Origin of the sequence: Tenacibaculum sp. FZY0031, assembly GCF_036350695.1 — a bacterium.
GTDB lineage: Bacteria > Bacteroidota > Bacteroidia > Flavobacteriales > Flavobacteriaceae > Polaribacter.
In genome coordinates this window covers 1-13066 of sequence record NZ_JAZDVY010000008.1, presented here as the reverse complement: position 1 = coordinate 13066, position 13066 = coordinate 1, and the positions used below count along the sequence as shown (strand labels likewise).

At 32.4% G+C, this 13066-nt stretch carries 12 protein-coding genes; 9 read left to right on the top strand and 3 right to left on the bottom strand.

Annotated features, from left to right (window positions below; translation table 11 throughout):
* Positions 1–64: 64 nt before the first annotated feature.
* The 6 genes from V1T75_RS12220 (at position 65) to V1T75_RS12195 (ending at position 6964) form a co-directional block, all read left to right on the top strand.
* Positions 65–1726, top strand: coding sequence for an ABC transporter ATP-binding protein (locus V1T75_RS12220; protein ID WP_330488810.1), 1662 nt, complete (start codon positions 65–67; stop codon positions 1724–1726).
* Between the two features lie 57 nt (positions 1727–1783).
* Positions 1784–2800, top strand: coding sequence for a sugar phosphate nucleotidyltransferase (locus V1T75_RS12215; protein WP_330488809.1), 1017 nt, complete (start codon positions 1784–1786; stop codon positions 2798–2800).
* On the top strand, positions 2778–3776 hold the full coding sequence (locus tag V1T75_RS12210) for a tetratricopeptide repeat protein (RefSeq protein WP_330488808.1): 999 nt from the start codon (positions 2778–2780) through the stop codon (positions 3774–3776). Before V1T75_RS12215 ends, V1T75_RS12210 begins: the two co-directional genes overlap by 23 nt.
* Positions 3777–3796: 20 nt before the next feature.
* Positions 3797–4564 carry a DUF4292 domain-containing protein gene (locus V1T75_RS12205; RefSeq protein ID WP_330488807.1) on the top strand — a complete coding sequence of 256 codons (768 nt, stop codon included), beginning with the start codon at positions 3797–3799 and terminating at the stop codon, positions 4562–4564.
* A 2-nt stretch (positions 4565–4566) separates the two neighbouring features.
* On the top strand, positions 4567–5784 hold the full coding sequence (locus V1T75_RS12200) for a murein hydrolase activator EnvC family protein (protein WP_330488806.1): 1218 nt from the start codon (positions 4567–4569) through the stop codon (positions 5782–5784).
* Between the two features lie 145 nt (positions 5785–5929).
* Positions 5930–6964 carry an AI-2E family transporter gene (locus V1T75_RS12195; RefSeq protein ID WP_330488805.1) on the top strand — a complete coding sequence of 345 codons (1035 nt, stop codon included), beginning with the start codon at positions 5930–5932 and terminating at the stop codon, positions 6962–6964.
* Between the two features lie 7 nt (positions 6965–6971).
* Here the strand turns inward: V1T75_RS12195 and V1T75_RS12190 are convergent, their stop codons facing one another.
* Both V1T75_RS12190 and V1T75_RS12185 read right to left on the bottom strand, forming a co-directional pair.
* The gene (locus V1T75_RS12190; RefSeq protein WP_099214905.1) at positions 6972–7484 is read right to left on the bottom strand and encodes an acyl-CoA thioesterase; all 513 of its coding nucleotides are present in this window, start codon (positions 7482–7484) and stop codon (positions 6972–6974) included.
* A gap of 59 nt (positions 7485–7543) precedes the next feature.
* Positions 7544–8440 (bottom strand): SPOR domain-containing protein, encoded by an 897-nt coding sequence (locus tag V1T75_RS12185; protein WP_330488804.1) that lies wholly within the window; start codon positions 8438–8440, stop codon positions 7544–7546.
* A 94-nt stretch (positions 8441–8534) separates the two neighbouring features.
* Here V1T75_RS12185 and dprA point away from each other — a divergent pair, with 94 nt between their 5' ends.
* The 3 genes from dprA to V1T75_RS12170 all read left to right on the top strand — a co-directional run bounded on the left by dprA (position 8535) and on the right by V1T75_RS12170 (position 11308).
* Complete coding sequence (gene dprA, locus V1T75_RS12180; protein ID WP_330488803.1) at positions 8535–9635, top strand: DNA-processing protein DprA; 1101 nt, start codon at positions 8535–8537, stop codon at positions 9633–9635.
* Positions 9636–9787: 152 nt separating this feature from the next.
* Entirely contained in the window at positions 9788–10099 is a 312-nt protein-coding gene (locus tag V1T75_RS12175) for a hypothetical protein (RefSeq protein WP_330488802.1), read from the top strand.
* Positions 10100–10222: 123 nt separating this feature from the next.
* Entirely contained in the window at positions 10223–11308 is a 1086-nt protein-coding gene (locus V1T75_RS12170) for a hypothetical protein (protein ID WP_330488801.1), read from the top strand.
* Here V1T75_RS12170 and V1T75_RS12165 read toward each other — a convergent pair.
* On the bottom strand, positions 11305–12165 hold the full coding sequence (locus tag V1T75_RS12165) for a DMT family transporter (RefSeq protein ID WP_330488800.1): 861 nt from the start codon (positions 12163–12165) through the stop codon (positions 11305–11307). The two genes, V1T75_RS12170 and V1T75_RS12165, sit on opposite strands and share 4 nt — an antisense overlap.
* Between the last annotated feature and the right edge of the window lie 901 nt (positions 12166–13066).

The following is a 13066-nucleotide window of genomic DNA, read 5'->3' as shown; positions in this document are numbered from 1 at the left end:
CTACTTTACTTTTTTAAGAGTAAAATGCCAATATTAATTGTACTTTTATTAAAATTTATGATTGATGCTTGACGTTAAAAACTTAGAAATTTCCTTTAAAAACTCTCATCCTGTAGTTCAACAGGTTTCTTTTAGTGTTGAAAAAAACAAAACATTAGGAATTGTAGGAGAAAGTGGTAGTGGAAAATCAATAAGTTCTTTAGCCATTTTAGGGTTGCTTCCTAAGACTGCAACGGTAAAAGGTAAGCTACTTTTTAACCAACAATCTTTGTTAGATTTTGATGAACAAGATTTTCAAAAAATACGAGGTAACCACATTGCCATGATTTTTCAAGAACCTATGAGTTCTTTAAACCCGACCTTGACTTGTGGTTTTCAAGTTGCTGAAATGTTACAACAGCATACCCAGCTATCCAATCATGAAATTAAAGAAGAAGTTCTCTCTTTATTTTCAAAAGTAAAACTTCCAAGACCTGAGGTTATGTACAATTCGTATCCTCATCAAATAAGTGGTGGACAAAAACAGCGTGTAATGATTGCTATGGCAATTGCTTGTAAACCTCAACTTTTAATTGCTGATGAACCTACCACAGCATTGGATGTAACAGTACAAAAAGAAATAATTTTACTATTAAAAGAACTCCAGCAAGAGTTTGAAATGGGCATTATTTTTATTTCACACGATTTAGCATTGGTTTCTGAAATTGCAGATTCTGTTGTGGTAATGCATAAGGGAAAAACAGTAGAAAAGGGGAGTGCTAACCGTGTATTTTTACACCCAAAAGAAAGTTATACAAAAGCTTTAATCAGCTCGAAACCAAATACAAAAAAACGATTAAAAACCTTACCTACGGTTAACGATTTTATCAATGAAACTATAAATTCTACAGTTTATACAGATGAAGAACGCACAGCTTTTCATCAAAAAATATACAATCGCCCTCCCTTATTAGAAATAGTAAATCTGCACAAAGATTTTATTCGCCATGCTTCATGGTTTTCAAAACCAACTGTTGTTAAAGCAGTAAATGATGTTTCTTTTAAAATTTACGAAGGGGAAACTTTAGGACTCGTAGGAGAGAGCGGTTGTGGAAAAACCACTTTAAGTAGAACTATTTTGCAACTGGAAAAAGCTACTTCTGGAAACATATTTTATAACGGAACAGATATTACCAGACTTTCGAGAAAAGGTTTTAAGAAACTTCGAAAAGAAATTCAAATTATATTTCAAGATCCGTTTTCTTCATTGAATCCAAGAATTACTGTTGGCAATGCTATTTTAGAACCTATGAAAGTTCATACTATTTTAACCTCCAATAAAGAACGAAAAGAGTATGTGTGCAACTTGTTAGAAAAAGTAGGTTTAGAGGCAACCCATTTCAATCGTTACCCGCATGAGTTTTCTGGTGGCCAACGTCAACGTATAGGAATTGCTCGTGCTATAGCTTTGCAACCAAAACTAATTATTTGTGACGAATCCGTTTCTGCGCTCGATGTATCAGTACAAGCACAAGTATTGAACTTATTAAATCAGTTAAAAACAGAATTCAACTTCACTTATATTTTTATTTCACATGATTTATCTGTCGTAAAATACATGGCAGATCAATTAATTGTTATGAACAAAGGTAAGATTGAAGAAATAGCTGATGCTGACGAAATTTACCAACATCCAAAGACAAAATACACCCAAACATTAATAGAAGCTATTCCAAAAGGACTATAACTTTTTTCACTGCGTTATTAATGGTATATTGCACCGTTAAAAACGAAAAGAAAGATTATGAAGATTATAGTACCAATGGCTGGAATAGGTTCTCGATTAAGACCTCATACATTAACAACTCCTAAGCCATTAACAGTTATTGCTGGCAAATCTATTGTACAACGATTAGTGGAAGATATCACTGCTGTTGTAGATCAACCTATCGAAGAAATTGCTTTTATAATTGGCCCTGCAGCTAAGGGATTTCCTACAGATACAAAAGACAAATTAATAACAATAGCAGAAAATTTAGGCGCTAAAGGTTCTGTTTATGTTCAAGAAGAAGCTTTAGGGACTGCACATGCCATTTACTGTGCTAAAGCATCATTAGGAGGGTCTTGTGTGGTTGCTTTTGCTGACACCTTATTCAAAGCTGATTTTACTTTAGATGCTAGTGCTGATGGGGCTATTTGGGTGAAGCAAGTAGAAGACCCAAGCGCTTTTGGTGTGGTAAAATTAAAAGATGGTTTTATTACAGATTTTGTTGAAAAACCTAAAGAATTTGTTTCTGATTTAGCTATTATTGGTATTTATTATTTTAAAGATGCAGATAAATTACTAGAAGAAATAAGTTATTTAATCGATAATGATATTAGACCTTCTGGCGAATATCAGTTAACAGAAGCTTTGGAGGCTTTAAAAGTAAAAGGAGCTAAGTTTATTCCTGGAAAAGTAAATACTTGGATGGATTGTGGTAAGAAGGATCCAACAGTAGATACTAATAAGCAAGTTTTAGGTTTTGAACAAGCAAATGGCAACAATTTAGTATCTGAAGACGTTGTATTAGAGAACGCTGAAATTATTCAGCCTTGTTATATTGGAAAAAATGTAGTGTTGAAAAACACTAAAATAGGGCCCTTTGTTTCAATTGGTGAAAACAGTATTGTTGAAAATTCAACCATTACCAATTCATTAATTCAAACCAATGTTCGTATTTCCAATGCCAATTTAGAGAATGCAATGATTGGTAACCATGCAAAATACAATGCTAATTATACATCGGTAAGTATAGGTGATTATACAGAACTTACATAAAAACTCAATAGAGAAGAGAAGCGAGAAAAGAGAAAAAAAGTTTTTTTCTAAAGCAATATTGTCTTTTTTCTTTCTTTTCTTTTCTTTCTTTCTAAACGCTCAAGACAGCATTCCAGCATCTGTTGATATTGCTGAAAAAAACAATATTGAGTTTCAACAATATTTTTTTAGCGCTCTTTCAGACAAAGCCACTTTTAACTATCAAAAGGCAATAGAAAGTTTGGAAAAGTGTAACAGAATACTTCCAAACAATAAGGCTGTTTTATTTGAGCTCTCTAAAAATTACGAAAAATTAGGCAGAAACCCAGAAGCTTTAACATACATTGATTTCGCTTTAGAAATAGAACCTGCTAATGTTTGGATGCTTGAACACAAAGTTTTTATTTTAAGAAAGTTAGCTAATTTTGAGGATGCTATTATTGCGCAACAAAAAATAGCTGCAACATACCCAAAGAAAAAACAGTTACTTGTTTTTTTGCACCTCCAAAACAACGATGTTAACTCTGCTAAAAAAGTGTTGGCTGAGTTAAAAGATGCCAAATTATTAACGGCCAGACTTCGCTCTATTGAAAAAAAAATAAATACTCGAAAAACAACCGAAACACCTCCCAAAAAACTTACGGAAAATCTTGATGCTAAATCGCTTTTTGAAAAAGAAAAATCGTACAACAACTTAAAAATATTACTCGATAAGTTAGCTACAAATAACGACACTGACTTGTTAAAATACAGTGAGCTAGGATTGACTCTTTTTCCTGCACAGCCTTTTGTATACTTAATGAACGGGAAAGCGTTTAACAACAATAAAGAATATAAAAAAGCATTAGAAACCTTACAAAACGGCATTGATTTTGTTATTGATAACAACGAAATAGAAGCTAAGTTTTACTTAGAGATGTCTAAAGCTTATCAAGGATTGAATAATGTTAAAAAAGCCAATTCTTACAAAAACAGAGCTGAAAAAATTTTAAAATAAATTTCGTTAGTACTAAATTTATGAAATACACCACTTTATTACTTATATTATTTTTAGGTTTAACCTCTTGTAAATCTACCAAAAACGTTACGGGCGATATCACTATTAAGGAAATGTCGGCACGTAAAGTAGCCAAAAAACATATTGCTACAAATTTTGACAAAAAAACAGTAGATGCTCGTTTAAAAGTTAATTACAAAAACAATAAAGAAAGTTTAGGCTTCTCTGTACGAATGAAAATTAAAAAAGATGAAGTTATTTGGTTAAAAGGAACCAAAATCATCTCTATTTTCAAAGCTAAAATCACCCCTACAAAAGTTCAATTTTACTCTCCGTATGAAAAGAGTTACTTCGATGGAGATTTTGAAATGCTAAAAAAACTACTAGGAACCGATATTAACTTTCAACAATTACAAAGTATGTTGCTAGGAGAGGCGTTGATGGATGTGAAATCTGAACGTCAAGAAATTCAAATTCAAGAAAAATCATATCAATTATCTCCTAAAAAACAACCTACTTTATTCGACTTGTTTTTTTATGTAAATCCAAAGCACTTTAAACTAAACAAGCAATTAGTTGTAAATTCGTTAAAAGATCAACGTTTAGATATTACTTATCCAAAATATTATAAGAAAAATACTACTTTTTTTCCTGAAAAAATTAACATAAGAGCTAAAGAAAAAAATAAGTTTACTATTATTGATATTACGACTCGCTCGGTAGAATATGACACGAAGTTAAATGTAAGTTTTAACATTCCTAACGGATATAAAGAAATTCAATTATAATTATGAAATACCCTGTTTTTTACATCTCTTTTATATGCCTGTTTTTTGTAGGAATTTCTTCTTTTGCTCAAAGTAGGAAAGAGCTTGAAAATAGGCGAAAAAAACTTAAAAATGAAATAGAGCAGGTTAACAATCTTTTGTTTAAAACAACGAAAAAAAAGAGCAATGCTTTAGACGATTTAAAAGATTTGAATCAGAAAATAAGCGTAAGAGAACGCTTAATTGAAACTATTGAATTAGAAACCAAATTACTTTCAAAAGAAATCAAATCGAACGAGCAGCAATTAAAAAAATACAATGACGAACTAGAGAAATTGAAAAACGACTATCGAGACATGGTTGTTAAATCATACAAGAGTAAATCACAACAGAGCAAAACCATGTTTTTATTGTCTTCAGAAAGCTTTTACCAAGCCTATAAACGTTTAAAGTACATGCAACAGTACAAAGATTTTAGAAAAAAGCAAGGAGAAGAGATTATCGTAAAAGCAAAAGAAGTAGAACAGTTAAACGACTCGTTAACGGCTCAAAAAAAATCAAAAGAGGCCTTACTTTCTGATGAGAAAAGTCAGAAAAAAGAAATTGAAGACGATAAGAAAAACCAAGAGCAACTTATTTCAAAAATTAAAAAAGAAGAGAAGAAATACAAAAGTGATTTACAAAAAAAACAACGAGAGGAAAAAAGAATTGCTGCTAGAATTGATAAGTTAATTAGGGAGGCAATTGCCAAAGCTAACAAGGGTAAAAAAACTACCCAAGGTACAACCAAAAGTTCTGGTTTTATTTTAAATGCCGAAGAAAAAGCCTTGCTTGCTAACTTTGAGCAAAATAGAGGTAATTTACCTTGGCCAGTTAAAGGAGTAATTACACGAAAATATGGCGTTCAGCCTCACCCAACATTTCCTGGAATTAGCATCAACAGTCACGGATTATACATTGCTACCAAAGCAAACACTGATGTAAAGAGCATTTTTAACGGTAAAGTATTGGTTATTCAGCTACACTCTGACGGAAGAAAATCTGTTTTAGTACAACACGGAAACTATATTTCTGCTTACAATAAGTTAAAAGAAGTGTATGTTAAAAAAGGAGATGTAGTGAAAACTGGTGAGAAGTTAGGAAAAGTATTTACCAACAAAGTAACGGGTAAAACACAGCTTAGCTTTATGCTGTATAAAGATCGTAACCGGTTAAATCCTGCCCAGTGGATTCGCTCATAATACTATGAAGTAACCATTAATTGGTTTTAAGTCCTCTTTGCAAAAGGAGAATATTTAACCTTTTTAATGAGAGCGTAAAACAAGTTATACTCGTTCTCAATTTTATAATTAAATTGTAATCGCCTAATTACTAAAATTTACACGTGTGAAAAACGCATCAAACTTTATTATTGTAACTGTAGCTATTATTGCAACATTGGTTATTGGAAAAGGAATTTTAATTCCGTTTGTTTTTGCGCTTATCTTTTGGTTTTTAACACGAGAAATTCGCAAAACCATTTATAAAATACCTTTTGCCAAACGTTTCATTCCTTTTTGGCTAAGCAATGTATTTGTTTTTACACTTATTATTTTAGGTTTTGGATTTATTTCGGAAATCATTACCAACAGTATCTCAAATTTAACTACGTCGTACTCTAAATATCAACCCAATGTTGATGCTATTATAAAACGTTTAGATGCCTATTTTCATATCGACATTATCAAGTCGGTACAATCAGTAGTCGGAGATTTTGATTATGGCTCGGTTTTAGGCGATATCGCGAACGGAATTAGCAGTTTGCTAGGCAATACCTTTATGATTATTATTTATGCCTTATTTATCTTCTTAGAGGAAAGTAATTTTAAAAAGAAGTTACAAAAGGTATTCTTGAGTTCTCAAAACAATCCTAAAAGCTTTCAAGTCATCTTAAAAAAAATTGAAGTCTCTATTTCAAATTATTTGCGGTTAAAAACCTATGTAAGTTTACTAACAGGTGTACTTAGTTATTTTGTCTTGTTGTTAGTAGGAGTAGACGGGGCTCCATTTTGGGCTTTTCTTATTTTTTTATTGAATTATATTCCTACTATTGGTTCATTGGTAGCTACTGCTTTCCCTGCCATTTTTTGTTTGGTACAATTTGGAGAATTTCCTCCGTTTTTAATTGTGTTATTTGCTGTGGGTAGCATCCAGGTTGTCGTTGGTAATATTGTAGAACCTAAAGTTTTTGGAAAATCACTAAACTTAAGTCCGTTAGTTACCATACTTTCCTTAGCTGTTTGGGGAGAAATTTGGGGGATTACTGGAATGATTCTTTCTGTACCTATCACAGTAATTATGATTATTATCTTTTCGCAGTTTGATAAAACAAAAAACATTGCCATTTTCTTATCTGAAAGTGGCAATGTAGACGATATATAAGCTAGTTTTAATCCATAAAGATAGATTTCAACTCTATGGCTTCTTTAGGGTCCATTTTACCTGCCAAAACTAAACTTAACTGTTTTCTACGCAAGGCTGCCTCGTAACGTTGTTTCTCTAACTCGGTTTCTGGTTCAATTTGAGGAATTGGTACTGGTTTTCCTGTTTCATCAACAGCAACAAAGGTGTAAATTCCTTCATTTACCTTCGTTTTTTCACCCGATTGACGATCTTCAATCCAAACATCTACATAAATTTCCATTGATGATTTAAAAGCACGTGAAACCTTTGCTTCTAAAGTTACCACACTTCCTACAGGTACCGATTTGGTAAACGCTACGTGATTTACAGAGGCTGTTACTACAATTCTTCTCGAATGACGGCGCGCAGCAATACTACAAGCTCTATCCATACGAGCTAATAATTCTCCTCCAAAAAGGTTATCTAAATAATTTGTTTCTCCTGGTAAAACTAAATCGGTAAGTACAGTTAACGATTCTTTTGGTGATTTTGCTCTCATCAATTAAATTTTGCTGCAAAGATACAGCAACAAAAAAATCTACCTAAAATAAATGCAGTTTATTTAGCCAATAACCAAGCCTCTTCGCTAACAGATTTTTTGATAATTTCTAAGGCTTTTCTAGCTTCTTCTTTGGTTGCATAGCTTGCAAAAGCTACTTGAGTTAAGCCTAATCCGTTCTTTCCAACAATAGAAGCATCATACCCTTTTTCTTCTAACTCTGCCAATTTGTTTTCAGCATTATGCTCTTCTTGAAAAGCACCAGCTATGATATGAAAATTTCTATCTTCTTTACTAACATTTAAGTTAATGGTTGGTAACGGATTCTCAATGACAAAAGTTGCTGATTGAATCTTCTTCTCAACAGCTTCTTCTTGATTTGCTAATACTTGTTGTTGTTGGTTTTGAACACCATTCCAACCCACATAAGCAATTCCTACAAAAACAGCAGCTGCTGCAGTTCTTTTTAAGTACAACGGAATTGTTTTTCTGTTTTCTTTAGTAGTAGCAGGTAATGACTTAATTGTTACTTCTTTTACTCTTTCTACAGACGGTGTTGAAACCTCAGCCAAACCAAAAGATTCCGTTAAAAAGTTACTTGATAGATTAGGTTCAAAAACAACTTGCTTCGCTTCGTTTAAAGACAAACTTCCTACAGAAGCAACAGTAATACTTGTAGTTTCCAACTTCTCATTCCATTGTGCAACTTCCTCAGCAATAAAAGTAACAGCTTCTTCAAAAGAACTGTTTTTACTCGAAGCTATATAATTAGCCAATAAACCATCATTATGCTGTAAATACGCGTTGAACGTTAGTTGTTTTTTTGGTGGATAAAAAGTATGCGTAGTAGTATTTACTCTAGCTCCAATTTTATTCGTTACAAATCCTCCAAAATTAGGAACAATTACGCAATCGTATCTATATAATAAATCGTTAATGTAGTTGGCTAATGTCATAATAACAAATATAGCTTTTTAGTACATTACTTTCAAGTAATCTTGTAATTTTTATTAACAGTTTTTTGTATATTGATACTCAAATTATTGCTATATGAATTCAGAAAAATTGCTAGCCATTCTACGGTTACAGGCAACAAAAAACGTAGGTGATATTTTGGCAAAAAAGCTAATTACCTCCGTAGGAAGTGTTGAACAAGTGTTTTTAGAAAAGAAAAACTCCCTACATAAAATTAACGGAATTGGAACTCATATAACTCAACATCTTTTTGATAAAAACAACCTAAAAAGAGCAGAAGAGGAGCTAAGGTATATTCAACAAAACAATACCACATTTTCTTATTTTTTAGATGATGATTACCCGCAACAGCTAAAACATTGTATTGATGCTCCTATTTTACTTTTTAAAGACGGCAACCTTAACTTAAACAATGATAAAATTATTTCAATTGTAGGAACTCGGAAAATGAGTTCGTACGGACGCGATTTCTGCAATCAACTTATTGAAGACTTAAAAGAACACAACCCCATAATTGTAAGTGGTTTTGCTTACGGCGTAGACATTTGCGCACACAAAGCTGCAATAAAAAACAACTTACAAACCATTGCTGTGTTGGCACACGGATTGGAGGAGATTTATCCGAAAACTCATAAAAAATACATTCATCAAGTAAATGAAAATGGTGGTTTTATTACTGAGTTTTGGCACGATGAGCTGCCTATGAGAGAAAACTTTTTAAAAAGAAATCGCATTGTAGCGGGCTTATCTAAAGCAAGCATTATTATTGAATCTGCTAAAAAAGGAGGTTCGTTGGTTACTGCTGATATTGCCAACTCTTACAATCGTGATGTGTTTGCAGTACCCGGTAGAGCAACCGATGTATATAGCAAAGGTTGTAACAATCTCATTAAAAATAATCAAGCACATTTATTAACTTCTACTGAAGATGTGGTAAAAACACTCAATTGGGACCTGCAGCAAACTCCCATATCTAAGCAAGAAAAGTTATTTGTTGATTTGAATGAAACCGAACAAAAAATACACCATTATTTACAGCAAAATGGTAAACAGTTGTTAGATGTTATTGCATTAGATTGTAATCTTCCTACTTATCAACTATCCTCTGTTTTGGTTCAAATGGAGTTAAAAGGGGTTATAAAACCTTTACCGGGAAAAATGTTTGAAGTTAAATAATAGTTAAAGTGATTTTACTCCCTATTTTTTTTCAAACAAACATTTAGCTTCGCTTTAAAAACCAGGCAGTCGAAAATGGAAAAAAGAGTAGGCAAAAAATTGTAATTTAATTAAAAATGAGAAAAAAAATTGTAACTATTACTACATTGCTGATGTTCTTTGCAATATCAGTCAACAGTCAATCAAAAGAAGAAGTAATTACTAAAGCTGTACAAGACGCAAAATCTGGAATTAGATTAATGAATAATTATTCTATGTCTTTAGACATAGTCCCATTTGGTTACTACGACACTGCGTATAGAGTTGCTAAAGAATCTTTTTCTGATTCTTCTAGCTCTTCAAATAATCCGCCATCAAGTATTTCAGGACCTGGTGAACAAGTGGGTTTTATTAATGGAGATAAATATCACAATTATGTAGGTTCAACTCGTGATTTAATCAAGTATCTAATGGAGAAATTATAACTCGATAAAAAATATAATAAAAAGCAGCTACATTTAATTTATGTAGCTGTTTTGTTTTAAAGTATTGTATTATCAATATAAATTCTTTTAAAATTAATTATTTTTGAGAAATAATTTCCATGCATGTCAGAATATAAACTCATATCACAAAAAAAACCAGCTTTTCCTGTTACCAAAAAATTAGGAAACTACTTGAAAAGGCATAACAGAACTATAAAAATCCCTATTTTTTATGATGATTTGTTACGTTTTCAAGGATCGGTTGCTGTGTATGATAAACACGATAACGATACCTTATGGATCCGTGTTTTTTATAATGAGTTTGAGCGAGCAGAAATTGATTTATACCTAAAAAAGGTATACAACATCTTACACTCTAACGGTTCTGATGCCAGTATTAAACACTTAAATGTTGATGCTATCGATTTTTGTACGTTTGGTAACTCTAAACCTTTTCGTATAAAAATCCGAAATATTTTAAATGATAACTACACCTATTTTTACGTAAAGAAAACCGATGCTTCTCGTATTTACGGACTTGAATTAGAGGATATTTTATCTCCTTACAACCTAAACTTTTTGGTATATGAAGACACCTTGATAGAGGAACATATCTCTGGAATTCCTGGAGATGTTTTTATCAATGATTATTTAGAAGATTGTTTAGATATTGAAAAAGCACAGCTGGCTAAAGAATTTGTAAAGTTTAACGAGCGTTGTATGATTCGTTTGTTAGGCGATATGCGTTCGTATAACTATGTGGTAGTGCCAACACACGATTTTGAAAATGTGGTGTATAAAATTCGTCCGATAGATTTTGACCAGCAGTGTTACGAAGGGAAGTTTAAAGTGTACTATCCGCAGTTTTTTAAGGAAAATTTAAAGCTCGTTCAACTGGTAGGAGACAAGCTTACTTCAGAGTCAATTGAGCAATATCAAATAGAAGAACGATCAATTGTTGCTAAAAGAATTTTAGGTTCTCGTTCTCGATTAAACCGTTTGCTTACTGCTATGAAATCAGATAATATTTCTACTCCTAAAAATATCGAACAATTAAAATCTGAAATTTTTGAATTTACAGGGGATATCAACTTTAGAGATAGTGATGGTATGGGAGAGGTTCTAGATAGCGCACTAACTTTTGTTCGTAGAAATTACGAAGATGTGAGTATGAAAACCATTATTCAGCAGCAGCAAAGACTGCATTAGCCTTTTCTACTTCGAATACTTTCAATAATCACCGTTGCTAAAATTAAGCTTCCTCCAATAAACGTGTTCCACGTGGGAACTTCGTTTAAGAAAATAAATGCTAACAAAATTCCGAAAACAGGTTGAATACTACTTATTATGCTTGCGGTTGATGCGGTAAAAAACTGTAAGGAATGTACCATTAAACTATGCCCGATAGCGGTAGTTAACAACGCTAATAATAACAAATACGGGAGTTGTTCCTGAAATCCGGAAACATCCATAAAAAATAAGACTGGAACTAATAAAACCGTAATGATTACTGTTTGGTAAAACATGAGCATTACTCCGTTGTATTGTATTACGTATTGCTTTAATATTAAAATTCTTATAGAATACGATAGGGCAGAGAGTAAGCCAAACAATACTCCTTGAACTTGGGTGTTTTTAATATCAAACTCAGGGGCTAGAATATACAGTCCTAGTAAAACCATTAGACCTAATACTATGTGAATGGGGTTGAATTTTATCTTTAAAAATAGCGGTTCTAAAAAAGCAATCATTACTGGAAAAGTGTACAACGACAACATTCCAATGGCTACATTCGATAGTTTTAATGCGTAGAAATAGGTAATCCAATGTGCTCCCATAAAAATTCCGCCCATTAAAAACGGAAACAAATGTCTTCTGGATTGTATGGTTAAATCAATCTTTTTAAATCGACAAAACACATATAAAATCACCATAGCAAATACAGAACGGAACCACACAATAACCTCCGATGGCATGGCTATGTACTTTCCTAGTACTCCTGAAGTACTGATAAATAACGTAGCTAAAATTATTCCTGATAGATTTTTTGCGTGATTGGTTTGCATGGACGTAAAAATATGTTATTTCGAGTGAAACGAGAAATCTTAAAATGAAGAGTTACTCCTTTGGATGAGATTTCTCCCTATGGTCGAACTGACAACTTCTTCCTTAATTACAAATGGACACTAAGTGCAATCGAAGTGGAAATCAAGCAATCTTTAAATCGTGAGTTTACATTGTCACATCGAGTGAATTTCTTTTTCGATAGAAGAAAGACATTTGTATCGAGATGCATATAAACTAGTTCTCGATACAATTTTCACTCATTTCAATCGTGAAAACCACTCGAACTGACAACTTCTTCCTTAATTGCAAATAGACACTAAGTACAATCGAAGTGGAAATCAAGCAATCTTTTGGTTATGAGTTTACATTGTCACATCGAGTGAATTTCTTTTTCGATAGAGGAAAGAAATTTGTATCGAGATGCATATAAACTAGTTCTCGATACAATTTTCACTCATTTCAATCGTGAAAACCACTCGAACTGACAACTTCTTCCTTAATTGCAAATAGACACTAAGTACAATCGAAGTGGAAATCAAGCAATCTTTTGGTTATGAGTTTACATTGTCACATCGAGTGAATTTCTTTTTCGATAGAGGAAAGAAATTTGTATCGAGATGCATATAAACTAGTTCTCGATACAATTTTCTCTCATTCCAATCGTGAAAATCACTCGAACTGACAACTTCTTCCTTAAATTGCGAATGGACACTAAGTACAATCGAAGTGGAAATCAAGCAATCTTTTTGTTATGAGTTTACATTGTCACATCGAGTGAATTTCTTTTTCGATAGAAGAAAGACATTTGTATCGAGATGCATATAAACTAGTTCTCGATACAATTTTCTCTCATTCCAATCGTGAAAACCACTCGAACTGACAACTTCTTCCTTAATTGCA